This is a genomic window from Paraburkholderia sp. MM5496-R1 (assembly GCF_050436205.1).
Classification (GTDB): Bacteria; Pseudomonadota; Gammaproteobacteria; order Burkholderiales; family Burkholderiaceae; genus Paraburkholderia; species Paraburkholderia tuberum.
The window spans coordinates 2,481,281-2,505,256 of sequence record NZ_JBNDLT010000002.1; the positions used below are offsets into that span (position 1 = coordinate 2,481,281).

A 23,976-nucleotide genomic window follows, 5' to 3' on the forward strand; every position below is an offset into this window, starting at 1 on the left:
ATGATGGGCGCTCTCGCGCGAGCCGTCAGACCGGCTCGGTGACTTTTTCGCCGGCGAGGTAGGCCTCATAGCCACGTTTGCGCAACCGGCATGCCGGGCATTCGCCGCAGCCGAAGCCCCATGAGTGCAACTCGGCCCGTTCGCCGACGTAGCAGGTATGCGTCTCGACGCGCACCAGTTCCACCAATGCGTCGCCGCCGAGCGCGCGCGCGAGGCGCCACGTGTCGGCCTTGTCGAGCCACATCAGCGGCGTCTCCAGCGCGAAACGCGCGTCCATGCCGAGATTCAGCGCGACCTGCAGCGCCTTCATCGTGTCGTCGCGGCAATCGGGGTAGCCCGAGAAGTCCGTCTCGCACATCCCGCCGACCAGCACCTGCAAACCTCGCCGATACGCGATGGCCGCGGCGATCGTCATGAACATCAGATTGCGGCCCGGCACGAACGTGTTCGGCAAGCCATTGGCCGTGGCTTCGATTTCGATCTCGCGCGTCATCGCGGTGTCGCTGATCGCGCCGAGCAGCGACAGGTCGATCGTGTGATCGTCGCCGAGACGATCGGCCCACGCCGGAAACGCACGCACGACGGCCTGACGGAATCCTTCGCGGCATTCGAGTTCGACACGATGACGCTGACCATAATCGAAGCCGACCGTTTCGACCGTGTCGTAACGGTCGAGCGCCCACGCAAGACACGTGGCGGAATCCTGGCCGCCGGAAAACAGCACGAGCGCGCTACGCTTAGCGTCTTTGCGGATCACCGTGATACTCCGTGAATGAGAGTGCCACGTCGCGCTGCGCGAGGTGCGCCATGCAAGCAACGCGGCGCGACGTGTGCCGGCACTGTGCCGGCCCAAAGCAGTATAGGTCGCGCGTTGCGCGGGAACGTGGCTGGGCGCTTATACCGCCGATCGTCGGGCGAAGGATTGGGTGCTTCGGTGCGACATGCTCGGCACTGCATTCGCGCGGTGCACGACCGCTTGCGATGCCTGCATGCAAGTCCTTGAACTGGCGCGATTTTATCACGCGACACCGAATGTCGCCGACGCCAGCTGTCCCACCCGCGCGGCTTCAACTGCATGGCAAGCCGAAGTGACGACTTGTCCGCCAAACGGAAAAGCCCCAGGGAATCTTGCGATTTCCTGGGGCTGAATCCTGGTGGCCTGGGGCGGAATCGAACCACCGACACGCGGATTTTCAATCCGCTGCTCTACCAACTGAGCTACCGGGCCAACGAAGAACGAAACTATATCAAGCGATCCGCAGTTCAGCAAGCCCTTTCATAAATAATCTGCCGGGCCGCGTTCGCATGCAATACGTAACGCTCACTCCCCTTTGTTCTTGCCGAGATCGACGCCGAGTTGCTTCAGCTTGCGATAAAGATGCGTGCGCTCGAGACCGGTCTTCTCCGCGACACGCGTCATGCTGCCGTTCTCGCGCGCGAGGTGATATTCGAAGTACGCGCGCTCGAACGCATCGCGCGCATCGCGCAGCGGAATGTCGAACGAGATCGACGCGGTTTGCGCGACGAGCGTGCCGCCGCCGACGCCATCGGACGACAGTATCGGCAACGCGGCCGCCGACGCGACTGACGATGCGCTGACCGGCAACGCCGGCTTCGCAGCCACGCCGCCAGGCACGGCCGCCGCGTTACCACGTGCGAGTCCCTGCTCGACCGCCTTTAGTAGCTTCTGCAACGCGATCGGCTTTTCGAGGAAGTTGAGCGCGCCGATCTTGGTGGCCTCGACCGCGGTGTCGATCGTCGCGTGACCGGACATCATGATCACGGGCATCGTCAATTGACCTTGCGCGGCCCATTCCTTGAGCAGCGTCACGCCGTCGGTGTCCGGCATCCAGATGTCGAGCAGCACGAGGTCCGGCGCCTGACGCAGACGGAACTCGCGCGCCTCCTGCGCGTTTTCAGCGGCCTCCACGACGTGTCCCTCGTCGCTGAGGATCTCCGAGAGCAGTTCCCGGATGCCCATTTCATCATCTACCACCAGGATGGTTGCCATTTATGCTGCCCTTGTCTGCACTGTTGCTTTTGTCGTTCCCTGCGACGCGCCGCCGTGCGCCGGATGGGCACCCGAACCAGGTGCACCCGGCTGCGCGGGGTCGTCCGCCAGTTGAAGGAAGAGAATCGAAATCTGCGCGCCTTCGATCACGTCGCCGGCCTTCATGCGATTGCGAATGTCGATGCGCGCGCCATGTTCGTCGACGATCTTCTTGACCATCGCAAGCCCTAGACCCGTACCCTTGGCCTTGGTCGTCACGTACGGCTCGAACGCGCGCGTGAGGATACGCGCGGGGAAGCCTGGTCCGTTGTCCGACACTGTCAGACGGACCGCGACGCGCGCCTTGCCTTGCGCGTCGGGGTCTCCGTATTCTACTGTCCTCGTCTCGAGCAAAACACGCGGATGCGCGACTTCGGCGACCGCGTCCTGCGCGTTCTGCAGCAGGTTGTGGATCACCTGACGCAACTGCGTCGCGTCGCCGCGTATCGCGGGCAAGGCCGCCAGCTCGACCTGGATCGCGCCCTTGCCTTCTTCGATACCGTACAGCGTGAGCACCTCGCTGACCAGACCATTCAATTGCAGATGCGCGAGTACCGCGGGCGGTGTGCGCGCGTAGTCGCGGAAATCGTCGACCATCTGCTTCATCGCGGCGACCTGATTGACGATCGTCGTCGCGCCTCGCTTCAGCACGTCCGCATCCGACGGCGCAAGCTTGTCGGCGAGCTTCATCTGCAACCGTTCGGCCGACAGTTGAATCGGCGTGAGCGGATTCTTGATCTCGTGCGCGAGGCGCCGCGCGACTTCGCCCCATGCGATCGAACGCTGCGCGGAGATCACGTCGGAGATGTCGTCGAACACGATCACGTAGCCCGCGGTCTGCATGCCTTCAGCGTCGCGCTCGTTCGCCGCGAGGAGGCGCGCGCCGCGCACGAGCAGCGTGAGCGGCTCGGTTTCGCCGGGCACCGGCACCGAGAACTGCTGCTGCCAATGGCCGTTGTCGTCATGGCCGTCTTCACTCGCCGCTTCGCGATCGGCGAATGCCTTGCGCACCATCGCGCCGAATTCGCCGAGCACGCCGATCTGATCGAGCGACGAGCCGAGCACCGTCTGGAACGGCTGACGGAAAATCCGCTCGGCGCCTCGATTCGCGGTGGTCAGCCGGAATTGCCGGTCGAACACGAACACACCCGCGGTCAGGTTCGCGAGGATGCTCTCGAGATACGCCTTCGAATGCTCGAGCGCGATACGATTTTTCTCGACCGCCCCGCGCGCTTCCGACAACTGCCGCGTCATCGCATTGAACGACTGCGTGAGGAAACCGAGTTCGTCGCGCGACTTGATCTCGCGCTTTGGCGTGTAGTCGCCCTCGGTGATTTCCTTCGTGCCCTGCGCGAGCAGGAATAGCGGCCGCGCGAGCTGATTGCCGAGCGCCAGCGCGAGCATCATCGCGATGAAGGTCGCGAGAAACAGCGACAGGGTCAGCGTGCCGATGTACATCTTGCGCAAGCCGGTGCGGCCGAGCGCCTTCTCCTGATACTCGCGATACGCGCGCTGCACCGAGTCGGCATTGCGCGCGAGTGTCGTCGAGACCGGCTGCGTCAGTTGCAGGAAGCGCTCGGCGGGCTGCAATAGCGACGCGTTCGCATCGGGAATACGCTGCACCACGCGCAGACGCAGCGCTCCCTTGCCGCCGTGCGCATTCGGATCGCCGTCCACTTCGCCTTCGATCGCTGCATAGCCGTGGCCACGCGCCTGCTCGATCATCAGCGGTGTCGGCAGATCGTTCGGCAGCAGCATCGCGTAGTTGCCGGACGCCTGCGCGACCACGTGCATGTCCGGCGTCGCGCCAGACATGCTGCGGGTCGGCTCGACGATCGTCGCGTCCTGCACACCGAACTGGTCGCGCAAACGCAGCAGCGTCAACGTGGTGCCGGCCGCATCCGCGCTCGCGAGCTGCTCGGACATCAGACGCGCCTTCGTCTGCAGATCGGACAGCGACGCGTCGAGCATGCCGCGCCCGAGGTTGAGGCCGGACGCGAGCGCGGTTTCGACGTTCACGTCGAACCACGACTCGATGCTGCGCGACACGAACTGATACGACACGATGTAGATGATGCCGCCCGGCACCACACCGACCAGCGCCATGAAGAACGCGAGCTTCGCGAGCAGCCGTGTGCCGAATTTGCCCGTGCGTAATCGCACGATGATGATGACGACGAGCGTCGCCACCACCAGCAGAAAGATCAACGCGACCGCGACGTTGGCCGCATACAGCCACTGGTAATAGCGGTCGAAGAATTCGGTGTTCGCGCTGGCGGCGGCCAGCAACACGAGCAGCAACACGGCCGTCACCGCGACCGTCGACACGAGCACGCGCACGACGATGCTGCTGACACTGGTGGAAGATGAGCGCACTTTATTTAGCACGATCGGCGGCCGTGAAAGTGAAGCGCTTCCAATCGGAGGCGAGGTTCCAGTCGCGGTTGTTCACCGCGTCGATCTGGAACGGCTTGGGCATCAGCCCGATGTCGAGTTGCATGCGCACGGACGCGTTATAGGTTTCACCGACCCGCACCTGATTGCGGTCGATCACGTGCCACGACGTCACGTGTTTGATCACCGCGAGCGCATCGTTGAGCGTGGAAAAGCCGAGCTGCAAGCCGCCCGACTGCACGCTCGACACGCGATATTCGCGCGTGAGTGGCTGGAACGACAGCCGCAAACTTTGCGACACGCTGACCGGCTGCTCGTCGAACCAGTACCAGCGCGGCCGGCTCAGTTCGAAATCGGTCGTGAAATAAAGCGGAATGCCTTTGTTGACCGCGTCTTCGAGATTGCTGTTCAGCTCGAATTCGAAATGCGCGTCGAGACTCCAGCCGCCGTTGTCGGCCTGCAGCGACGCCCGCTGCACCGCGATCGAGTCAGCGTGCGCCGCGCCCGGCGCTGCAAGCCAGACGGCCAGCGCGATCCAGAGCACGGCAGCGAGCCGAAGCGGGAAGAAGCGTTTTATGGTCACCGTTTCTGAAAGCGCGCGTAGAAAAATCCGTCGTGGTCTGAGTTCGTGCCGGAGCTGAATTCAGCGGGTCGTCCAGCATGAGAACCGGCCGATGGGTCGGCGGGCGCGCGGGCAACTGAGGGTAAAAGCTGCCCCGGCGCGTCCAATCGTACCGCATCCTGGTGCTGGTTTCCAAACCACTGTGCCTGCAACTCGCCCTCTTCGGGGAAGATCGAACAGGTGACGTAAAGCAACTCGCCGCCCGGTTTCACGAGCGGCCACAGCGCGTCGAGAATGCGGCGCTGCTCGGCGACGAGCGCGGCGATATCGGACTGACGACGCAGCCAGCGAATATCCGGATGACGCCGCACGATGCCCGACGCCGAGCACGGCACGTCGGCGAGGATGCGGTCGAACGGCTGGTCGAGGTCGTCGTGCCATTGCGCGGGGTTGCCCGCGTCGCCGATGCGCACTTCCGCTTCGAGCTTCAGACGCCGCAGGTTTTCGCCGATGCGGCGCGCGCGAGACGCATCGCTTTCGAGCGCGACCATTTGAATGTTGGCGAGTTCGAGCAGATGCCCGGTCTTGCCGCCAGGGGCCGCGCATGCGTCGAGCACGCGCATGCCGTCGCGCACGCCGAGCAATTGCGCGGCGAGTTGCGCCCCTGCGTCCTGCACGGACACGACACCTTCGCTGAAGCCCGGAATGCGCTCGACCGGCATTGGCGTCGCGAGCGTGACCGCGTACTCGCCAGCCTTGCTTGCGGCGATCTGCTGGCGTTGCAGCACTTGCAGATAGGCGTCGACCGTCGAATGGCGCGCGTTCACGCGCAACGTCAGCGGACCTTGCGTGTTGCCGGCGGCCAGCACCGATTGCCACGCCTCGGGCCATGCGCGCTTCACCGCGTCGATCCACCAGGCCGGATAGTTCCAGCGCGCTACTTCATCGGCTTGCACGGAGGCGAGCAACGTGTCGCGCTCGCGCAAGAAGTTGCGCAGCACCGCGTTGACGAGCCCCTTCGCGAACGCGAACTCGCGACGCGCGCCAATCACCCTGACCGCCTGGTCGACGACCGTGAACGGCGTGTAGGCAGCGCTCGCTTCGTCGTCGACGAGCAGCGCGAGCGCGCACGCGAGCACATGCGCGACGTGCGGCGGAGGCGCCTTCTTCACCAGCTTCGCGATCAGCCACTCGGCGGTTGCGAGACGGCGCAGCGTGCGATAGGCGATATCCTGCACCGCGCCGCGCGCCGCTGCGGCGTTGTCCTCGGGCACCGCCACGAAAACGCTTTGCAGCGCCGCGGGCAAGGCCGCGCCGAGACGCACGGCGCCAACGGCCTGGGCCGCGCAATCGAGTGCGAACCCGAGCGATTCGGGCGACAGTTGCAGCGTCGACAAACGGGATTCGCGCGAACGCGCCGACGAGGAAGCAGAACGCGAAGAAGGCTTTGGAGTCATGAAGGGAGCAAGGGCAAGCCGCACGGTGCGCGCGGCGCAATCAGCGCACATTGTAGCGTGGCGCCGGTGGGGCGCCGCCATGCGTGGGTGGTGGCCGCAGACGCTGTCGTGCAGTGGCGACGAACAGTGTGAAAAAAAGCGGGCCTCGCGGGCCCGCTCTTCAGTACTTCAGGCTCGACGCGCCGAGCGACGCGGCGCCTCAGTCGAAGCGCCCGGTGCGCGCCATTTCCATCAAACGCGCGATGCGTTCCTCGGTCGCCGGGTGCGTCGAGAACAGACTCGCGATACCGCCGCCCGACAGCGGATTCATGATCATCATCTGCGCGGTGGCCGGATGCGCCTCGGCCGTCGGGAACGGAATGCCGCTCGCATAGCGATGGATCTTGTCGAGCGCCGACGCCAGTGCCTGCGGGTCGCCCGAAATCTGCGCGCCGCCCCGGTCGGCTTCGAATTCGCGCGCACGCGAAATCGCCATCTGGATCAACGCACCCGCAATCGGCGCGAGCAGCGCAACCGCGATGCTCGCGATCGGGTTCGCGGGACGGCCGTTTTCGTCGCGGCCGCCGAAGAACATCGCGAAGTTCGCCAACGCGGAAATCGCGCCGGCCATGGTCGCCGAAATCGTCGAGATCAGAATGTCGCGATGCTTCACGTGCGCGAGTTCGTGCGCCATTACGCCGCGCATTTCGCGCTCGGACAGTACGCGCAGAATGCCGGTGGTCGCCGCGACTGCCGCGTGCTCCGGGTTGCGGCCGGTGGCGAACGCGTTCGGCGCGTCTTCGTTGATCAGGTAGACGCGCGGCATCGGCAGGTTCGCGCGCGTGGCGAGATCGCGCACCATCCGATAGAACTGCGGCGCGCTGTTTTCGTCGACTTCCTGCGCGTTGTACATGCGCAGGACCATCTTGTCGGAGAACCAGTACGAGAAGAAATTCATCCCAAGAGCGATCACGAGCGCGACCATCATGCCGCGCGACCCGCCGATCATCCCGCCGATCACGATGAAAAGGGCCGTAATCGCGGCCATCAACATCGCGGTTTTCACCCAGTTAAACATGTCTGCAACTCCTTGCCCCGAGCGTGGCCTTCATCTCCGTGCCGCGCGATTGCGGCGCCAGATTGTAAGCGAAATGTTAGATATGGGCGATGCGGGAAAATTCAATCATCGCGAGGCGCTCGCGAGTTTGATGCCCAGGCCGACGAACGCGCTGCCGACGCCGCGATCGAGCCAGCGCTTGACCGCCGGTTTGCCCGAGAAACGCTGCGTGACGCTTCCCGCGATCCACGCGACGAAGCTGTTCCAGACCATGCTCATCAGCACGAAGACCGCGCCGAGCGTGAGAAACGCGAAGGTCTTGTGTTCGCTGCCCGTCGTGACGAATTGCGGGAAGAACGACACGAAGAACAGCACGACTTTCGGGTTCAGAACGTTGGTCCAGAAGCCTTGCAGGAACAACTGCCGCAGCGACTTCGGCGTGGACGACGCGCGCGCATCGCCGACCGGCGCATCAGCGGCCGGCTTCGCGAAGATCAGGCGCACCCCCAGATAGATCAGATAAATCGCGCCGACGAATTTGACGATGGTGAACGCCGTGGCCGACGCGGCCAGCAGCGCGGTCAGCCCAAACGCGCAGGCAAGCGAGTGAATGCAGCAGCCCGCCGAAATGCCGAGCGCCGACATCAGCCCAGCGCCGCGGCCCTGGGCGACGCTGCGCCCGACGATATAAGCGGTATCCGGCCCCGGCGTGATGTTCAGGAGAAAAACCGCGACGATGAAAAACTCGAAATGGACGATGCCGAACATGTGATGCACCCTCGAAAACCCGGTCTGCTGCATGGAGGATTCTAACGCGCGTCGCGCTCGCGGCGGGCGCGGAGAACACCGGCCGAATGGACGATGCTCCGGCGTGCGACACGCGCTTATTGCGCCTTGGGAAGCTGGAAGCGCTGGCCTGCGGCGAGCGGCGAGCCAGCAAGGAATTCGCGCACCGGCAGGCGCTTGCCGCCGGGCTTCTGCAATTGCGTCAGACGCAGTGCACCTTCGCCGCAAGCGACCAGCACGCCGTCGGGCGCAACCTCGACGATGGTGCCTGGCGCCTTGTTGCTGCCCGACGCCGGCGAGGCCACGGCGGTGGCGGCCCAGATCTTGACGGTGCTGCCGTCGTCGAGCGTGCCGGCGCCGCCGGGGAACGGGTCGAACGCGCGCACCTGACGCGCAAGCGCCTCGGCCGGCCGGCGCCAGTCGAGCGCCGCTTCGTGCTTGGCGATTTTCTCGGCGTAGGTCACGCCGTCGGCCGGTTGCGGGATCGACGTCAGCTTGCCGCTGCGCTCGAGCTCGATCAGTGCGTCGACGATCAGTTGCGCGCCGTCCGCGGCGAGGCGGTCGTGCAGCGTGGCGGTGGTGTCGTCGGCGGAGATGGGGGTGCGTACTTCGGAAATCATCGCGCCGGTGTCGAGACCAGCGTCCATCTGCATCAGCGTGATGCCGGTTTGCGCGTCGCCCGCCTCGATCGCGCGATGAATCGGCGCCGCGCCGCGCCAGCGTGGCAGCAGCGACGCGTGGATGTTGATGCAGCCGAAGCGCGGAATGTCGAGCACTTCCTGCGGCAGGATCAGTCCGTAGGCGGCGACAACCATCACGTCGTGCGGCGTCGCGCGCAGTTGCTCGATGCCGGCGGCGGCTTCCTGTGGATATTTGCCAGCGCGGCGCAGCGACGTGGGCTGCGCAACCGCGAGGCCGTGCTCCTGCGCGTAGCGCTTGACCGGACTCGCCTGCAGCTTCATGCCGCGACCCGCGGGCCGGTCCGGCTGCGTCAAGACGAGCGGCACGGCAAACCCGGCGCCATGAATCGCGGCCAGCGCGGCCGCGGCGAATTCCGGTGTGCCGGCAAAGATGACGCGCAACGAATGACTCATGAATGGGGCGGTAGGCAAGTTGAAAGCGCGTTACATCGCGTGGGCGAGCTTCTTCATCTTGCTCTTGATGCGCGTTTGCTTCAGCGGCGACAGATACTCGACGAACACGTGGCCCATCAGGTGATCCATTTCGTGCTGAATGCACACGGCGAGCAGCCCCTCGCAATCGAGCTCGAACGTTTCGCCCTTCTCGTTGAGCGCACGCACGCGCACTTTCTCGGCACGCTCGACGTTGTCGTAGATCCCGGGCACTGACAGGCAGCCCTCTTCCGACAACTTCCTCTCATCGCTCGACCAGACGATTTCCGGATTGATGAACGCGAGCAGTTCGTCGTGCGTTTCCGACACGTCGATCACGATCACGCGTTCGTGCACGTCCACCTGGGTGGCGGCGAGGCCGACGCCGGGCGCCGCGTACATCGTTTCGGCCATGTCCGCGACGAGACGGCGGATACGGTCGTTGACCTCCGGGACCGGCTTCGCCACCTTGTGCAGCCGTTTGTCCGGGTAATTGAGGATGCTCAGTAAAGCCATGATTTCGAGTGTGATTTGAGACGCCGCCAACCGTTGGAGGCTCGCGTTGGCCATTTGGCCAGGTTGTGAGCCCGTCGTAATACGCAGAGGATAGATGATGTCGAACCGGTTCGATTCAACGCGCCTCGTGCGCCCGACGACGAACCCGCGCCGGTAAGCGCGGCGCCGCGATTATTCGCGGCTCATTGCCGTTTTATTTCCGCGTTTTTATTTCGGATGATGAAAATTTTAGCATGGCGCCCGCCTGCCCGCAGGCCCCGCCAGAGGAGCGACCCGCATGCAGACCTTGCCCGCGACCCGTATCGAACTTGCCGCCTGGCTGCGGTTGTCACTTGCGCCGGGCCTAAAACCCGCGGCGTTGCGCCTGTTGCTGGGCGCATTCGGGCTGCCGCAGGCGCTGTTCGCGCAGTCGCCGGAGACGCTCGCGGAGGTCGCCGGTGACGCCGCGGCGCGCGCGGTGCTGGCGCCGCCCGGTCCAGCGTTCGACGGCCAGCTCGATGCGGTGCTCGCATGGCGCGAGCAGCCGGGCAACCAGATCGTCACGCTCGACGATCCCGCCTATCCGCCCGCGCTGCTGACGTTGCCCGATCCGCCACCGCTCCTATATATAAAGGGCCGGCTTGATCTGCTGCATACGCGCGCGGTCGCGCTGGTAGGCAGCCGCAGCGCGACGCCGCAGGGCATCGAGGATGCGCGGCGGTTCGCGCGAGAGCTGTCGGCGGCGGGCGTGACGGTCGTATCGGGGCTCGCACTCGGCATCGACGGCGCCGCGCATCGGGGCGGGTTGGAAGGTGTCGGCGGAACGGTCGCGGTGGTCGGCACCGGCGCGGACCTCGTCTATCCCGCCGCGCATCAAGCGCTCGCGCGGCAGATCGCGGCGCAGGGTGCGATTCTCTCGGAGTGGCCGCTCGGCACGCCGGCACGCGCCGCCAACTTCCCACAGCGCAACCGGCTGATCGCTGGGTTGGTCAGCGGAGTCGTGATCGTCGAGGCGGCTATGCGTTCCGGTTCGCTCATTACCGCGCGGCTTGCCAATGAGATGGGGCGCGACGTGTTCGCGTTGCCCGGATCGATTTACGCGCCGTTGTCGCGCGGCTGTCATCGGATGATCAAGCAGGGAGCGCGGCTCGTGGAAACGCCTGACGAGGTGCTGGAGGAGCTCGGTTTTGCCCGGCGGCCGGCGGGCGATGCGAGACGCTCGGCGAAGCGGGCCGTGCCGCTGGAGCATGCGGGTTTGCACGTTTCGTCGGGTGGGACCGCTTTGCCCGCTACGACCGCAGCCTTCGCCGACTCACCGGCGTCCGGGCCGGCCCCGCAGCCGGCGCTCGCCCCTGACGCACAGCGTCTGCTCGCCGCGCTCGGCCATTCGCCGACCACGCTTGAAATTCTCGCCGCCCGTACCGAGATGGAGAATGCCGCCCTGCACGCCGCCTTGCTCCGGCTCGAACTCGCCGGCGAGGTCACGCTGCTGCCCGGCGGCCGCTTCATGCGAGCCCATCATGACTGAGCCGAGACTGACCGGCGTCAATGCAGATTGGCAACTTTTCGCGACCGGCCATGCTACATTCGCGCCAAAGCACCCGACAAAACGCACAAGGAAATCACTTCATGCCCGCGCTGAACCTCGACACCGACCAGGACCGGATCGCCGAGCGCGTCAACGAACCCGACACGCTGTTCGTTGCATGCCTGTGCGCGGAGTGGTGCGGAACGTGTCGCGAGTACCGGGACTCCTTCAACCAACTGGCCGAGCGGCACCCGGAAGTCTGTTTCGCATGGATCGACATCGAAACTCATGCGGATCGGTTCGACGATCTGGACGTCGAGAATTTCCCGACCGTCCTGATCGAAGACTCGGTGACGACACGGTTTTTCGGTACGGTTTTGCCACAGGTGTCGATCGTCGAGCGGATGCTGTCGGATCTGACCGCGCTGCCCGGCGTAACCGGTGCGCCGAAGCTGCGACCGGCGCTGGCGGTCGCCTGAAGGCGGCCTCGCGCGCCGCCCGGTCAAACGGAAAGCCTCGCGACGCGCGGCTTGCGGCACAGGCCCCCGCCGATCATTTGGGACAGCATCGCGGCTGGCATCGCGGTCCGCACGCGGCGTTTGCCGCAGTTGATCAACCGCTGGACGCGCAATTATGATGACGCGCTTTTATGGCACTTGGCCCGTTGGGTTCGCACCTTGTGCTATAAAGCGGTCGTTATTGGGTCGAAAGAGGTCTCAAAGCGAGCGCCGCGCGCTATGTTGGCGCTCAAGGCCACCAACCCGGATCTACCAACCTCACATCGAGTCATGTCCAAAGCACTGATCATCGCCGAAAAGCCTTCTGTCGCGAACGACATCGCGCGCGCTTTGGGCGGCTTTACCAAGCATGACGAGTACTACGAAAGCGACGACTACGTCCTTTCGTCGGCAGTGGGCCACCTGCTGGAAATCGCCGCGCCCGACGACTACGAAGTCAAGCGCGGCAAGTGGAGCTTTGCCAATCTGCCCGTCATTCCTCCGCATTTCGATCTGAATCCGATCGCGAAGAGCGAGTCGCGCCTGAAGGTGCTGACCAGGCTGATGAAGCGTAAGGACATCGACCGTCTGATCAACGCATGCGACGCGGGGCGCGAGGGCGAACTGATTTTCCGCCTGATCGCGCAGCACGCGAAAGCCAAACAGCCGGTGCAACGGCTGTGGCTGCAGTCGATGACGGCCGGCTCGATCCGCGACGGTTTCGCGCGTCTGCGCAGCGACGAAGAGATGCAGCCGCTCGCCGACGCGGCGCGCTGCCGCTCGGAGGCGGACTGGCTCGTCGGCATCAACGGCACGCGCGCGATGACCGCGTTCAACAGCAAGGGCGGCGGCTTTTTCCTGACCACGGTCGGGCGCGTGCAGACGCCGACGCTTTCGATCGTCGTCGAGCGCGAAGAGAAGATTCGACGCTTCGTGCCGCGCGACTACTGGGAAGTGAAGGCGGAGTTCGTCTGCGCGGGCGGCTTCTACGAAGGCCGCTGGTTCGATCCGAAATTCAAGCGCGACGAGTTCGATCCGGAGAAGCGCGATTCGCGCCTCTGGGCGTTGCCAGCGGCAGAGACGATTGTCGCGGCTTGCCGCGGCCAGCTCGGCACGGTGACCGAGGAGTCGAAACCGTCGACACAGCTGTCGCCCGCGCTCTTCGACCTGACCAGTCTGCAGCGAGAAGCCAACGGCCGCTTCGGCTTTTCGGCGAAGAACACGCTGGGTCTCGCTCAGGCGCTGTACGAAAAGCACAAGGTTCTGACCTATCCGCGTACCGACGCGCGCGCGCTGCCGGAAGACTATCTGGACACGGTCAAGCAGACGCTCGGCATGCTCAAGGAGAGCAACAACTACCTGCCGTTCGCGAAGCAGGTGCTCGACAAGGGCTGGGTGAAACCGAACAAGCGCATCTTCGACAACTCGAAGATCAGCGACCACTTCGCAATCATCCCGACGCTGCAGGCGCCGAAGAATCTGTCCGAGCCGGAGCAGAAGCTCTACGACCTCGTCGTGAAGCGCTTCCTCGCCGTGTTCTTCCCTGCCGCCGAATCCCGAGTGACGACGCGTATCACCGAGGTGGTCGGCCATCACTTCAAGACCGAGGGCAAGGTGCTCGTCGAGCCGGGTTGGCTGCAGATCTACGGCCGTGAAACCAGCGGCGATGACGCGAACCTCGTGCCGGTGCAGAAGGACGAAAAGGTCAAGACCGACAAGATCGCCGCGCAGCAACTGATCACGAAGCCGCCCGCACGCTACAACGAAGCGACGCTGCTGTCGGCGATGGAAGGTGCGGGAAAACTGGTCGAAGACGACGAATTGCGCGAAGCGATGGCGGCCAAGGGGCTCGGCACGCCGGCAACGCGCGCGGCGATCATCGAAGGTCTGCTCACCGAAAAGTACCTGATCCGCGAAGGCCGTGATCTGATTCCGACCGCCAAGGCCTTCCAGCTGATGACGCTGCTGCGCGGCCTCGGCGTGAAGGAGCTGACTGCGCCGGAGCTAACCGGCGAATGGGAATACAAGCTGTCGCAGATGGAGCGCGGCAACCTGCCACGCGACGCATTCATGCAGGAAATCGCGCGCATGACGCAGACTATCGTCAAGCGCGCGAAGGAATACGATTCCGACACGATCCCGGGCGATTACGCGACATTGCAGACACCTTGCCCGAATTGCGGTGGCCAGGTGAAGGAAAACTACCGGCGTTTCGCGTGCTCGAAGTGCGAGTTCTCGATCTCGAAGATTCCGGGCGGCCGTCAGTTCGAGATCGCCGAAGTCGAAGAACTGCTGCAGAACAAGACGATCGGGCCGCTGTCGGGCTTCCGCAGCAAGATGGGGCGGCCGTTCTCGGCGATCCTGAAACTGTCGCTCGACGACGAGATCAAGAATTACAAGCTCGAGTTCGACTTCGGCCAGGACGCGGCCGGCGAAGACGGCGAGCCGCCCGACTTCTCCGATCAGCAGCCGGTCGGCGCGTGTCCGAAGTGCCAAGGCCGCGTTTTCGAGCATGGCATGAGCTACGTCTGCGAAAACTCGGTGGCGAATCCGAAGTCGTGCGACTTCCGTTCCGGCAAGGTGATCCTGCAGCAGGAAATCGCCCGCGAGCAGATGGCCAAACTGCTCGAGGAGGGTCGCACCGATCTGCTGACGAACTTCAAGTCGTCGCGTACCGGCCGTAACTTCAAAGCTTTCCTCGTCAAGCAGAACGACGGCAAGATCGGCTTCGAATTCGAGAAGAAGGAGCCGGCGGCGGCGAAGACCGCAGCGGCGAAGACTTCGGGTGCTCGTTCCGCGGCCAAGGCGATGCCGGAAGCGGACGAAGGTGATACCGCGGTCGCCGTGAAGGCCGAGCCGGCGGAAAAGAAGGTGGCGGCGAAGAAGGCGCCCGCCGCCAAGACCGCGGCGGCCAAGAAGGCACCGGCGAAAAAGGCCGCGGCGCGAAAAACCGGCTAGTAGGGCGAGATTCGGATCGGCGGCTCGCGGTGGTAGCAGGAATAGCTACATTAGCCACCGCAGTCGGCGATCCGTGCACAGCCCGCGGTGTAGTCCGCATCTGTCCATGAAAAAAGAAAAAAGGCGCAGTCACTTGAGGTGACTGCGCCTTTTTAATGCCGGCCCGCATCGCTGCGGGCTTCGACATTCAGAGATTTACAGCGGCGATAACGCAGTCGGGCGTGGACTGCGATTGGACGACTTCGTCATCGGCTTCGGCACGGCCGGCGACAGCTCGCTATCGAGAAGCCGCGACAGCGGCTCGGCGCCATCGAACGCTTCCGGTGCGCGCGACTCGGCAGTCTCGAACGCGGCCGACGTCGCCGGACGCTCCAGACCGTCCTTGATCCACTGCTCGCCGAGCACGCTGTTCGGCGTCTGGTTGAAGTGCTCGACCAGATGGTCGATGAACGTGCGCACCTTGGCCGGCAGGTGACGGCGGCTTGGGTACGCAATATTGATCTCGACCTGCGGCAAACGGTAATCGCCGAGCAAACGCACGAGCCGGCCGCGCGTCATGTCGCGACCGATCAGATAGCTCGGCAGAATCGCGGTGCCCATGCCGAGCAGCGCAAACTGTCTCAGCATCTCCGTGTTGTTCGCGACGATCACGTTCGACGGCCGCACGCGCACTTCTCCTTCCGGCCCCGTAAACACGCGTTCATCGCCCCAGTATTCGGATGGCAGGCTCAGGCACGGGTGCTCGAGCAGATGTTCGGGACGCGTCGGCATGCCATGCTTTTCCAGATAAGCCGGCGTCGCGCAGACGGTCATGCAGCCCGTGGTCAGACGCCGCGTAACGATACTCGCGCTGCGCATTTGCCGCGCGATCACGACGCCGACGTCGAAGCCCTCCTCGACGAGGTCCACCTGACGATCGACCAGCGTGACGTCGGGAATGACTTTCGGATAGCGCTCCGCGTACGTTTGCAGCACGGGCGCGAGGTTATGCAGCCCGAACACGACGGGCGCGACGATGCGTAGCGTGCCGACGGGTTCGTGATTGCGAGCGACCACCATCTGTTCGACGTCTTCCAGTTCGTCGAGAATCTGACGGGCGCGCTCGAGGTAGACCTGACCGGATTCGGTCAGCGACAAGCTGCGGGTCGTGCGATTGAGCAGCCGCGTACCAAGACGGCCCTCGAGGTCGGCAACGTGACGGGTGGCGACCGCGTTGGAAATATCCATGGCGCTCGCGGCGCGGGCAAAACTGCCGAGATCCGCCACCTTGACGAAAACTCGCATCGACTGCAAATGATCCATAGGACAACTCCCTGCCTTGTTACTGCTTCCTGACAATTGGTGAAAACCAGTGAAGCGAACTTGGAATTCTCCTACGACTCGCAAAATCGTGCAGAAGTTGCCCGCAAAATAGGAAATATTGTCAATTTTGGTATGACTGTGTCGATAAAACCGGGGTCCGACCAGCGATTATTCCCAAATCAAAAACGATCTGCTGCGCTGCATCTTGCTGTGTCTTTTTTGTTCGAACAGACGCAACGGTCGTTCGGCCGTTGCGGAACTCGAAAAAACGGAAATAAACCGGGCGCCCAAACGAAAAAACCGCCCGAGGGCGGCTTTTATGCTGAGTGAGCACTCACATAATCAAGCTGTGAGTTTTTCCTCGAGCGCGCGCTTCGCCTCAGTCAGTGCCGGCGGCAGACCGTGTTGCAGCGTGTCAAACAGCTTCGCGTGCAACACGAGCTCGTCGCGCCATGCAGCGTCATCGACGGAAATCACCTGCTCGAACTGCTCGCGGCTGAAGTTCAGCCCGCTCCAGTCGATGTCCTCATAGTGCGGCGAAATGCCGAACGCATGCTCTTCGCCCTGCGCGGTGCCTTCGATGCGGCCGACCATCCAGCTCAGCACGCGCATGTTCTCGCCGAAGCCAGGCCACACGAACTTGCCGTCCGCGCCCTTGCGGAACCAGTTCACGCAGAAGATTTTCGGCAGCTTCGCGCTCAACTGCTGCAGACGCTCGCCGGTCTTCAGCCAATGAGTGAAATAGTCGCTCATGTTGTAGCCGCAGAACGGCAGCATCGCGAACGGATCGCGGCGCACCACGCCCTGCTGTCCAGCCGCCGCGGCGGTGGTTTCAGAGCCCATCGTCGCCGCCATGTAGACGCCCTCGACCCAGTTGCGCGCTTCGGTGACGAGCGGCACGGTGGTCGAGCGGCGGCCACCGAAGATGAATGCGTCGATTGCGACGCCGGCCGGGTTTTCCCAGTCCGCGTCGATCGACGGGCACTGCGAAGCCGGCGCCGTGAAGCGCGCGTTCGGATGCGCCGCCTTGCGGCCGGTTTCCTTTGCCTCGGCCGGCGTCCAGTCCTTGCCCTGCCAGTCGATCAGATGCGCCGGCGGGTCGTCGGTCATGCCTTCCCACCAGACGTCGCCGTCGTCGGTCAACGCGACGTTCGTGAAGATCACGTTTTCCTTCAACGTGGCGAGCGCGTTGTAGTTGGTCTTTTCGCTCGTGCCCGGCGCGACGCCGAAGTAGCCGGCTTCCGGATTGATCGCGTACAGGCGGCCGTCCTTGCCCGGTTTGATCCACGCGATGTCGTCGCCGATCGTCGAGATTTTCCAGCCGTTCAGGCCCGCCGGCGGGATCAGCATCGCAAAGTTGGTCTTGCCGCACGCCGACGGGAACGCCGCCGCCACGTGATGCTTGTGCCCTTCCGGCGAGGTGACGCCGAGAATCAGCATGTGTTCGGCGAGCCAGCCCTTGTCGCGACCCATCGTCGATGCGATGCGCAGCGCGAAGCACTTCTTGCCGAGCAGCGCATTGCCGCCATAGCCCGAGCCAAAGCTCCAGATTTCGCGCGATTCGGGGAAATGCACGATGTACTTGGTCTTGTTGCAAGGCCACGACACGTCCTGCTCGCCCGCCGCGAGCGGCGCGCCGACCGAATGCACGCATGGCACGAACTCGCCGTCCTCGCCGAGCACGTCATACACCTTGCGGCCCATGCGCGTCATGATGCGCATATTGGTCGCGACGTACGGGCTGTCGCTCAACTCGACGCCGATATGCGCGATCGGCGAGCCGAGCGGGCCCATCGAGAACGGCACCACGTACATCGTGCGGCCGCGCATCGCGCCATCGAACAGGCCGTCGAGCGTCGAGCGCATTTCGGCCGGGGCGATCCAGTTGTTGGTGGGGCCGGCGTCCTCGGCGCGCTGCGAGCAGATGAAGGTGCGATCCTCGACGCGCGCGACGTCGGACGGATCGGACCAGGCGAGATAGGAATTGGGACGCTTGGCGGGGTTGAGTTTCTTCAGCGTTCCGGCTTCGACCATCTGCGCGCACAGGCGGTCATATTCTTCCTGCGAGCCGTCGCACCAGACCACTTTTTCAGGCTTGGTCAGCGCGGCGATGCGCTGGACCCAGTCGATCAGCTTGCGGTGTTTGATCCATGTGGGCGCCTCGATAGTGGGCTGGCCTTCGAACGAGGGATGATTCATCGACTTGTCTCCGTTTGAAGCAATAGAAAAACGGTACAAGCCCGCGGGACGCTGCATGCGAGTGGCATTGAATTCATCGCGCCGACGTGTCAATTTTCCACTGGCGGCGCATGATTGCGCAGATCGTCCTGGGCCACACAGCTTGCCAGGCGGAGGCGCGCTTCCTACAAGGCTTCTGCAACCTTGTGTAAAGCGGCTTGCCTCAACACGCAACAAACTGCTAAAAACGTTCTCAATTCGCCCTCACGTAGCGTTGCCGTTCTTTTGTGTGCGACAGCTTCTACGGTAGGGCATCTAGCCAGACTAACGTGTGACCTAAGTCACATGGTGGGACAGTCAGCATAACATTCGGTTCGCACCAATGAGGTGCGCCGCAAATTACATACCATGAAGATTGCCATCCTCGACGATTACCAGGACGCCGTTCGCAAGCTCGACTGCTTTCAATTGCTGGCCGACCAGGAAGTCAAAGTATTCAACAATACCGTGCGCGGTCTCGGACAACTTGCGAGCCGTCTTGCGGAAGTCGACGCCCTCGTCCTGATTCGCGAACGTACCCGCGTCACGTCGCAACTACTCGACAAGCTGCCGCGTTTGCGCATGATCAGTCAGACTGGCAAAGTGTCGAGCCACATCGATCTAGCGGCCTGTACCGAGCGCGGCATTGCCGTGCTCGAGGGCAGCGGTTCGCCGGTCGCGCCGGCCGAACTGACGTGGGCACTCATCATGGCCGCCCAACGGCGTATTCCGCAATACGTGGCAAACCTTAAACAGGGCGCCTGGCAGCAGTCGGGGCTGAAGACGTCGGCGCTGCCGCCGAACTTCGGTTTGGGGCAAGTGCTGCGCGGACAGACGCTAGGGATCTGGGGCTACGGCAAGATCGGCCGACTCCTCGCCGGCTACGGCAAGGCGTTCGGCATGAACGTGCTGATCTGGGGCCGCGAGCACTCGCGCGAAGCCGCTCGCGCCGACGGCTACAGCGTCGCGGCGAGTCGTGAGGAACTGTTCGAGACCAGCGATGTGCTGTCCCTGCATCTGCGTCTGCACGACGACACGCGTGGCATCGTCAAGCAGGACGATTTGATGCGCATGAAACCGACCGCGCTGCTCGTGAACACGAGCCGCGCCGAGCTGCTCGAAGAGAGTGCGCTGGTGAACGCGCTGTCGCACAACCGTCCGGGGATGGTCGCGATCGACGTCTACGAAAGCGAGCCGATCCTGCAAGGCTACAGCCTGCTGCGCATGGAGAACGTGATCTGCACGCCGCACATCGGCTACGTGGAGCGCGAGAGCTACGAGCTGTATTTTTCGGCGGCGTTCAACAACATCCTCGCGTTCGATGCCGGCGATACCGCCAGTGTCGCGAATCCGGAGGCGTTGCAGGGCGGGCGCCGGCGGTGATTGGTGGGCGTGGCCGGCCGGCGGATCAGCTGTGTGCCCGCCCCGCCGCGTCGCTCATCGCGCTTCGTGCGCTCCCGCCGCCATCACTGCAGGGATGCGTTCAAGGAAGACCTCACCGTCGGCACGGCCAAGGTTATAGGCGTGCACCATCTGCGACGGACTCGTGTAATCCCAACTCGAAATCGGCACCTTGCGCGACGGTTGCACGTAAAGCCGCTGCTGCACGCCGTGTGGCACGACGAACATCTGCGGCCGCGGATAAAGACGCGTGACCATCACGAGCACGTTGCCCGGCGCGTCGGCATCTAGCGCGCCGACCGGCACGTTGTCGACCATGCCGCCGTCCAGCACCGGCCGGCCGTTGCGCCGCAGAACCGGCGTGAACGGCGGTGTACTCGACGATTGCAGGATCAGGTCGGCCAACTCGTCGACGCTCGCGCAATCCTGCGCGCGCACGAATTCCGGATGAAAGCCAAGCGTCCGACCGAGCGTCGGATGCAGCGTCTTGCGCACGTATTTTTCGATGTTGTACGCGACCAGCCCTGCCGCGACCGCACTTCTCGCGCCGAGCCAGCGCGGCAGATGCGACACGCCGATGCGGATTTCCGGCGCCTGCGCGAGCCTGGAAAACTTGTCGCCATAGATATCGAGCAGCGCCTGACGGTAGATCCGGTAATGCGGGAACACCGACTCGCCGCGCAGCAGATTGCCCCAGTATGCGTTGCGCGTGTTGTGGCGCAGCGCGTCTTCGTAATAGCGCATAACCCAGTCGGCGTCGCCGCGCGTGTAAATCATGCACGCGGTTGCGGCGCCGGCCGAAATGCCGGTGATCACGCGCGGACGGATGTCGAGCTGCGGCTGCACGACGTCCCAGAAACCCGCCTGCCACCAGCAGCGGTTGCCGCCGCCCGCGAATACGACCTGATCGAACATGCTGCTTTTCCTTGCTTTCCTTTGCTCTTGCTGCGCGCAGATTGTGTTGGCGGCCCCCTCGGGTCCGACGCGCATTCACTCGAGCAGCGCGTAAGTCGTAGTGGCTTGAACCGCCATGTTGCCGCCTTCGTCGAACAGTTCGACTTCGCCAAACACGAGATTGCGGCCCATGCGCAGCACGCGCGCCTTGATCAGCACATCGCCCTTGCGGACCGCGCGCATGAAGTTGATGTTCAGCGACACCGTGCTCATCGGCTTGAAGCCGCCGAGCGCGGCGGTGATGGCGACGACCATCGCCGTATCCGCGGCCGCCATGAATACCTGGCCGCTGATCATGCCGCCCGAGTGTCGCCACTCGCCAGAGAACGGCAGACGCAGCGTGGCACTTTCCTCGTCGACCTTGATCGGCGTCAACGTGAGCGCCCGGACCCATGGGGCGAGAACTCGGTCGAGCAGCTCGGTAATCTCTTTGTCATTCATGGGAATCCCCGGGCGAAAGTCGCGATGCTGCGTGCGGGAGGTGTCCGCGACATGATACCGGCAGCGTTGGACGCGTCGATATTTTCGGGATGGCGGCTTTGTCGAGGGAACGCTCAAGTTCGGGCGATGCGATCTTTTTAATAACACTGCGAAAAGGGCTTGGCAATCTCAAAAAGATCCTGCATAATTTCGCTTCTGTTGGGGGCGTTAGCTCAGTTGGTAGAGCAGCGGACTCTTAATCCGTAGGTCGAGTGTTCGAGTCACTCACGCCCCACCAAAGAAATTCAAAGGGTTGCACGCGAAAGCGTCGCAACCCTTTTTCGTTTACGCGCCATGTAACCCCCGTGTAACCGGATTTCGGCTATCACGGCCGGCTGTGCTACTCGTTATTCACGCCCGCGCGGCGCGCTTACTTCCGCTTCGCTCATTTCCCGGTTCGGTCCAGTCTTTGCCATCCGCGCCATTCCGCGAAACCCGTCAAGCCTGCCGGCCGATGCAAACACCTAGCGACTGTGCGGAGGTTTGCTGCGTGTGGTGAAGCTATAGTTCCGGGGTTTTGTGTACCAAGTGCGCACCATAAAGCTCGAAGTGGAGCTGGAGCGCCTTTCTCACTTGAATGCAGGGATTTGCGATGGCAAGCCCACGCGCATGAAATACCTGGCGAACGCCTGCGAGAAATGTTCAAGAAACGGCGAATCAAGACGCCAGTGTTCTCCACACGCCTCTGCAAGTTTCGACAAATACGCCGGTGGGAGGCTGAAGATCTGGCCGAAGTCGACAACCAAGCTACCGCGGTTATCCGTCGGATCTCTTGGGCTCCCTAGCAGATGCAGCCCTTCGACCCTCCCTTTGCGGACCGCCTCCCACTTCCCCTTCGCCTTAAACTCTTCGTTTTCTCCTTCGAACTCCTCCAGCGTATAGACAGGGCACAGAGCCACCAGATCGACCTTGCCGTTCTCCAAATCACAACTTTGCGTGACGATGATGAGATCGGCTTCACCTACGGGCACACTCTCGCTCGCACCTTCGCCGCTTGCGCCAAAGTCTTCGCCAAATTTAGGGATCAGACACTTGTGAAGCAAATCCCCTTGGGCCAAACCTGAGCCCTTGACCATGATCCAGAACGGCGTTGACATTTGGCTTACTCGTCGAACGAGAACTTCCGCGGTTTGAGTCTGCCTACGTGCTTGTAAGTTGCCTGCACGGAAAACGCCGCCTTTAACGGGATATGCTTGTAGGCATGCTCCCGCTCCTCAGCGTCGTCGCTGACCAGCGCTGACGCAACCGCAAATGCGCTCACCGCCGGCTCGATTTCGTTGTCGGGCGCAGTGGCCATCGATTCCTCCAAATCCAAGAACTGTACAACTGACAGCCTGTCTCGTTCCTGGATTTCCCAAGCCCTCACTTGGGCGCGAGAAAGTTGAATTGAGATATACCCCAAGTGACGAGCAGCAACCGGCACGTCTTCGGTTACGTCGGAGTTCCCAAACGCCGCAATCGTGTCTGGGTAAGGCACGGCAGTAGCAATGCAGTTCATTAGGAAGTCCTCTGCCAATATTTTTCGGAATGGAGAACGGGGTTCGTGACATCGGCAAACCCTCGGGTAATCCATTCGTGGGCCAAATTGAACCAAGCTCGGCGCCCAGCGTCCGATTTGTCTGCGGGAAGCCCACGCGCTGTGAGGTCAAGGCGCACAAGCTTTTCCTTGGACGGAAGTCGGAACGCGCTTTGCGCCAATATCTGCAAACGCCCGGCGTTAGCGGGCAGTTCATAAACCGAGGTCCAGTTAATGCCCTCTGGGGGCGGCAGAAAACGGCTGCCGGATACCCTTTGATGGTCCACAAAGAGATCAGTTAGCCCGGTCACGTCAAGGCCGTTTGAGTCCATAATGTGATTCACGTACGTCAGCTCGAATTGCCGGAAGGACAGTTCGCCTGCTCCAACCTCGCGACAAAACGTACGAAACCCTTCCAGTTGATTCTCAAAGCGCTCGATTACCACGTCATAGCTGGGGTATGCGTCGCTCTCTGAAGCACGCTTCCAATTGAAAAGGAAGCGATCCTGTTGTATCTGAATAAGATTCTGCTCGTCCGCACTGTGAAACCATGCTCGACGTAGAGGTGGCAGAGTGGCGAACTCAAAACTGACTAAAGGCATATCGCCTTGAGGCTCGGCGACGTTGAGCAGCGGCGGCGCATCCTTTGCGTTTGGGAACTCCTTTCGAATCCGTTCCCAATACGCGCCAATGTGCGCGGTCAAAAGGGGAGGAGTCGCAGAAAAGAGCACACCGCAGGCGACCTCGTAGACGGGCGGTCGCGAGAACTTCACGGGAGCCCGCATGGAGTCCTTTTGTTCAGTGCTCACTGGTTGTCTTCGTGACGAGTTTGTAGTAAAGCAGCGTTTGCTTTCTGCCAAAAAAATAGCACAATATTGTTACTAACGCCAGGCACAAATGCAGGCCGGTTCGCTGAGATGCGGGTGCGTCTTGAATCTCAACCAGGCTTACCGCCGCAAGCTTCACGAGGACACCGCCATTACCGACGTGCAAATCAAGGAGCGCCAGCACAGTGGCGTAGCGAGCCACGAAAACTCCACACACAACCTGCACCAAGGCAACAGTGGCGGCACAACAGTGACCTACAGCGAAGATACGAACTATCGTACGTATCAGACCCGCATCTTGAGCGTCGCCAACAAGGTGAATCTCGAGTTCGCTGAAGCAGCGCCGCCGCTGTGCAGTGGGCTGGTGCGCGTTATCGCTGGCTCGTTCTAATCCAGGCATCGAC

Annotated in this window: 22 protein-coding genes and 2 tRNA genes; 7 read left to right on the forward strand and 17 right to left on the reverse strand. The window is 63.0% G+C overall.

What is annotated here, in order from left to right; genetic code table 11:
• Positions 1 to 25 precede the first annotated feature (25 nt).
• The 10 genes from queC to def all read right to left on the reverse strand — a co-directional run bounded on the left by queC (position 26) and on the right by def (position 9,913).
• Positions 26 to 757 (reverse strand): 7-cyano-7-deazaguanine synthase QueC, encoded by a 732-nt coding sequence (queC, locus tag OKW38_RS18415; RefSeq protein WP_090802235.1) that lies wholly within the window; start codon positions 755 to 757, stop codon positions 26 to 28.
• Positions 758 to 1,152: 395 nt separating this feature from the next.
• Positions 1,153 to 1,228 (reverse strand) — tRNA-Phe (locus tag OKW38_RS18420).
• A 93-nt stretch (positions 1,229 to 1,321) separates the two neighbouring features.
• Positions 1,322 to 2,011, reverse strand: coding sequence for a response regulator transcription factor EsaR (gene esaR / locus OKW38_RS18425; RefSeq protein ID WP_184051110.1), 690 nt, complete (start codon positions 2,009 to 2,011; stop codon positions 1,322 to 1,324).
• A complete protein-coding gene (locus tag OKW38_RS18430) occupies positions 2,012 to 4,438 on the reverse strand; it encodes a sensor histidine kinase (RefSeq protein ID WP_187615131.1) in 2,427 nt (808 codons plus the stop codon).
• The gene (locus OKW38_RS18435; protein WP_090802240.1) at positions 4,428 to 5,027 is read right to left on the reverse strand and encodes a DUF4390 domain-containing protein; all 600 of its coding nucleotides are present in this window, start codon (positions 5,025 to 5,027) and stop codon (positions 4,428 to 4,430) included. Before OKW38_RS18435 ends, OKW38_RS18430 begins: the two co-directional genes overlap by 11 nt.
• Entirely contained in the window at positions 5,024 to 6,463 is a 1,440-nt protein-coding gene (gene rsmB / locus OKW38_RS18440; protein WP_429362600.1) for a 16S rRNA (cytosine(967)-C(5))-methyltransferase RsmB, read from the reverse strand. The genes OKW38_RS18435 and rsmB overlap by 4 nt, the downstream gene beginning before the upstream one ends.
• Positions 6,464 to 6,662: 199 nt before the next feature.
• The gene (gene htpX / locus OKW38_RS18445) at positions 6,663 to 7,520 is read right to left on the reverse strand and encodes a zinc metalloprotease HtpX (RefSeq protein ID WP_018418965.1); all 858 of its coding nucleotides are present in this window, start codon (positions 7,518 to 7,520) and stop codon (positions 6,663 to 6,665) included.
• A gap of 105 nt (positions 7,521 to 7,625) precedes the next feature.
• Positions 7,626 to 8,267, reverse strand: coding sequence for a LysE family translocator (locus OKW38_RS18450; RefSeq protein WP_429335568.1), 642 nt, complete (start codon positions 8,265 to 8,267; stop codon positions 7,626 to 7,628).
• Positions 8,268 to 8,383: 116 nt separating this feature from the next.
• Positions 8,384 to 9,379 carry a methionyl-tRNA formyltransferase gene (fmt, locus tag OKW38_RS18455; protein WP_429362602.1) on the reverse strand — a complete coding sequence of 332 codons (996 nt, stop codon included), beginning with the start codon at positions 9,377 to 9,379 and terminating at the stop codon, positions 8,384 to 8,386.
• 30 nt (positions 9,380 to 9,409) lie between these two features.
• Positions 9,410 to 9,913: a peptide deformylase gene (def, locus tag OKW38_RS18460; protein WP_090805503.1), complete on the reverse strand. Its 504-nt coding sequence runs from the start codon at positions 9,911 to 9,913 to the stop codon at positions 9,410 to 9,412.
• Between the two features lie 277 nt (positions 9,914 to 10,190).
• Between def and dprA the strand changes: the two genes are divergently transcribed.
• From dprA to OKW38_RS18475, 3 genes are all read left to right on the forward strand, one after another.
• Positions 10,191 to 11,420, forward strand: a complete 1,230-nt coding sequence (gene dprA, locus OKW38_RS18465) for a DNA-processing protein DprA (protein WP_429362604.1) — start codon at positions 10,191 to 10,193, stop codon at positions 11,418 to 11,420.
• A 101-nt stretch (positions 11,421 to 11,521) separates the two neighbouring features.
• Positions 11,522 to 11,899, forward strand: coding sequence for a thioredoxin family protein (locus OKW38_RS18470; protein ID WP_018418960.1), 378 nt, complete (start codon positions 11,522 to 11,524; stop codon positions 11,897 to 11,899).
• 309 nt (positions 11,900 to 12,208) lie between these two features.
• Positions 12,209 to 14,875, forward strand: a complete 2,667-nt coding sequence (locus OKW38_RS18475) for a DNA topoisomerase III (RefSeq protein WP_090802248.1) — start codon at positions 12,209 to 12,211, stop codon at positions 14,873 to 14,875.
• A 195-nt stretch (positions 14,876 to 15,070) separates the two neighbouring features.
• Here OKW38_RS18475 and OKW38_RS18480 read toward each other — a convergent pair whose 3' ends face one another.
• The gene (locus OKW38_RS18480; protein ID WP_090802249.1) at positions 15,071 to 16,177 is read right to left on the reverse strand and encodes a LysR family transcriptional regulator; all 1,107 of its coding nucleotides are present in this window, start codon (positions 16,175 to 16,177) and stop codon (positions 15,071 to 15,073) included.
• A gap of 60 nt (positions 16,178 to 16,237) precedes the next feature.
• Here OKW38_RS18480 and OKW38_RS18485 point away from each other — a divergent pair, with 60 nt between their 5' ends.
• Positions 16,238 to 16,507 (forward strand): hypothetical protein, encoded by a 270-nt coding sequence (locus tag OKW38_RS18485; protein WP_429362606.1) that lies wholly within the window; start codon positions 16,238 to 16,240, stop codon positions 16,505 to 16,507.
• Positions 16,508 to 16,519: 12 nt separating this feature from the next.
• Here OKW38_RS18485 and OKW38_RS18490 read toward each other — a convergent pair whose 3' ends face one another.
• Positions 16,520 to 18,376, reverse strand: a complete 1,857-nt coding sequence (locus OKW38_RS18490) for a phosphoenolpyruvate carboxykinase (GTP) (protein WP_429362608.1) — start codon at positions 18,374 to 18,376, stop codon at positions 16,520 to 16,522.
• A gap of 387 nt (positions 18,377 to 18,763) precedes the next feature.
• Between OKW38_RS18490 and OKW38_RS18495 the strand changes: the two genes are divergently transcribed.
• Positions 18,764 to 19,777: a D-2-hydroxyacid dehydrogenase family protein gene (locus OKW38_RS18495; RefSeq protein WP_187612112.1), complete on the forward strand. Its 1,014-nt coding sequence runs from the start codon at positions 18,764 to 18,766 to the stop codon at positions 19,775 to 19,777.
• A gap of 54 nt (positions 19,778 to 19,831) precedes the next feature.
• Here OKW38_RS18495 and OKW38_RS18500 read toward each other — a convergent pair whose 3' ends face one another.
• Both OKW38_RS18500 and OKW38_RS18505 read right to left on the reverse strand, forming a co-directional pair.
• A complete protein-coding gene (locus OKW38_RS18500) occupies positions 19,832 to 20,710 on the reverse strand; it encodes a patatin-like phospholipase family protein (RefSeq protein ID WP_429362610.1) in 879 nt (292 codons plus the stop codon).
• 75 nt (positions 20,711 to 20,785) lie between these two features.
• Positions 20,786 to 21,190, reverse strand: a complete 405-nt coding sequence (locus OKW38_RS18505) for a PaaI family thioesterase (protein ID WP_187612114.1) — start codon at positions 21,188 to 21,190, stop codon at positions 20,786 to 20,788.
• 201 nt (positions 21,191 to 21,391) lie between these two features.
• Between OKW38_RS18505 and OKW38_RS18510 the strand changes: the two genes are divergently transcribed.
• Positions 21,392 to 21,467, forward strand: a tRNA-Lys gene (locus OKW38_RS18510).
• A gap of 331 nt (positions 21,468 to 21,798) precedes the next feature.
• Here OKW38_RS18510 and OKW38_RS18515 read toward each other — a convergent pair.
• Genes OKW38_RS18515 through OKW38_RS18525 form a run of 3 tightly spaced genes read right to left on the reverse strand, consistent with a single transcriptional unit; the run spans position 21,799 to position 23,554 of the window.
• A complete protein-coding gene (locus tag OKW38_RS18515) occupies positions 21,799 to 22,326 on the reverse strand; it encodes a hypothetical protein (RefSeq protein ID WP_429362612.1) in 528 nt (175 codons plus the stop codon).
• Between the two features lie 5 nt (positions 22,327 to 22,331).
• On the reverse strand, positions 22,332 to 22,727 hold the full coding sequence (locus tag OKW38_RS18520; RefSeq protein WP_429362613.1) for a hypothetical protein: 396 nt from the start codon (positions 22,725 to 22,727) through the stop codon (positions 22,332 to 22,334).
• Positions 22,727 to 23,554, reverse strand: a complete 828-nt coding sequence (locus tag OKW38_RS18525) for a TIGR04255 family protein (RefSeq protein ID WP_429362615.1) — start codon at positions 23,552 to 23,554, stop codon at positions 22,727 to 22,729. Before OKW38_RS18525 ends, OKW38_RS18520 begins: the two co-directional genes overlap by 1 nt.
• A 121-nt stretch (positions 23,555 to 23,675) precedes the next feature.
• Here OKW38_RS18525 and traT point away from each other — a divergent pair, with 121 nt between their 5' ends.
• Positions 23,676 to 23,963, forward strand: coding sequence for a complement resistance protein TraT (gene traT / locus OKW38_RS18530; RefSeq protein ID WP_429362617.1), 288 nt, complete (start codon positions 23,676 to 23,678; stop codon positions 23,961 to 23,963).
• The last annotated feature ends 13 nt before the right edge of the window (positions 23,964 to 23,976 follow it).

What these genes read in the sequence shown, in the direction of transcription:
- esaR (WP_184051110.1), bottom strand. Translation starts at nt 2,011, where the DNA reads ATGGCAACCATCCTGGTGGTAGATGATGAAATGGGCATCCGGGAACTG.
- rsmB (WP_429362600.1), bottom strand. Translation starts at nt 6,463, where the DNA reads ATGACTCCAAAGCCTTCTTCGCGTTCTGCTTCCTCGTCGGCGCGTTCG.
- htpX (WP_018418965.1), bottom strand. Translation starts at nt 7,520, where the DNA reads ATGTTTAACTGGGTGAAAACCGCGATGTTGATGGCCGCGATTACGGCC.
- OKW38_RS18450 (WP_429335568.1), bottom strand. Translation starts at nt 8,267, where the DNA reads ATGTTCGGCATCGTCCATTTCGAGTTTTTCATCGTCGCGGTTTTTCTC.
- fmt (WP_429362602.1), bottom strand. Translation starts at nt 9,379, where the DNA reads ATGAGTCATTCGTTGCGCGTCATCTTTGCCGGCACACCGGAATTCGCC.
- def (WP_090805503.1), bottom strand. Translation starts at nt 9,913, where the DNA reads ATGGCTTTACTGAGCATCCTCAATTACCCGGACAAACGGCTGCACAAG.
- dprA (WP_429362604.1), top strand. Translation starts at nt 10,191, where the DNA reads ATGCAGACCTTGCCCGCGACCCGTATCGAACTTGCCGCCTGGCTGCGG.
- OKW38_RS18470 (WP_018418960.1), top strand. Translation starts at nt 11,522, where the DNA reads ATGCCCGCGCTGAACCTCGACACCGACCAGGACCGGATCGCCGAGCGC.
- OKW38_RS18475 (WP_090802248.1), top strand. Translation starts at nt 12,209, where the DNA reads ATGTCCAAAGCACTGATCATCGCCGAAAAGCCTTCTGTCGCGAACGAC.
- OKW38_RS18480 (WP_090802249.1), bottom strand. Translation starts at nt 16,177, where the DNA reads ATGGATCATTTGCAGTCGATGCGAGTTTTCGTCAAGGTGGCGGATCTC.
- OKW38_RS18490 (WP_429362608.1), bottom strand. Translation starts at nt 18,376, where the DNA reads ATGAATCATCCCTCGTTCGAAGGCCAGCCCACTATCGAGGCGCCCACA.
- OKW38_RS18495 (WP_187612112.1), top strand. Translation starts at nt 18,764, where the DNA reads ATGAAGATTGCCATCCTCGACGATTACCAGGACGCCGTTCGCAAGCTC.
- OKW38_RS18500 (WP_429362610.1), bottom strand. Translation starts at nt 20,710, where the DNA reads ATGTTCGATCAGGTCGTATTCGCGGGCGGCGGCAACCGCTGCTGGTGG.
- OKW38_RS18505 (WP_187612114.1), bottom strand. Translation starts at nt 21,190, where the DNA reads ATGAATGACAAAGAGATTACCGAGCTGCTCGACCGAGTTCTCGCCCCA.
- OKW38_RS18515 (WP_429362612.1), bottom strand. Translation starts at nt 22,326, where the DNA reads ATGTCAACGCCGTTCTGGATCATGGTCAAGGGCTCAGGTTTGGCCCAA.
- OKW38_RS18520 (WP_429362613.1), bottom strand. Translation starts at nt 22,727, where the DNA reads ATGAACTGCATTGCTACTGCCGTGCCTTACCCAGACACGATTGCGGCG.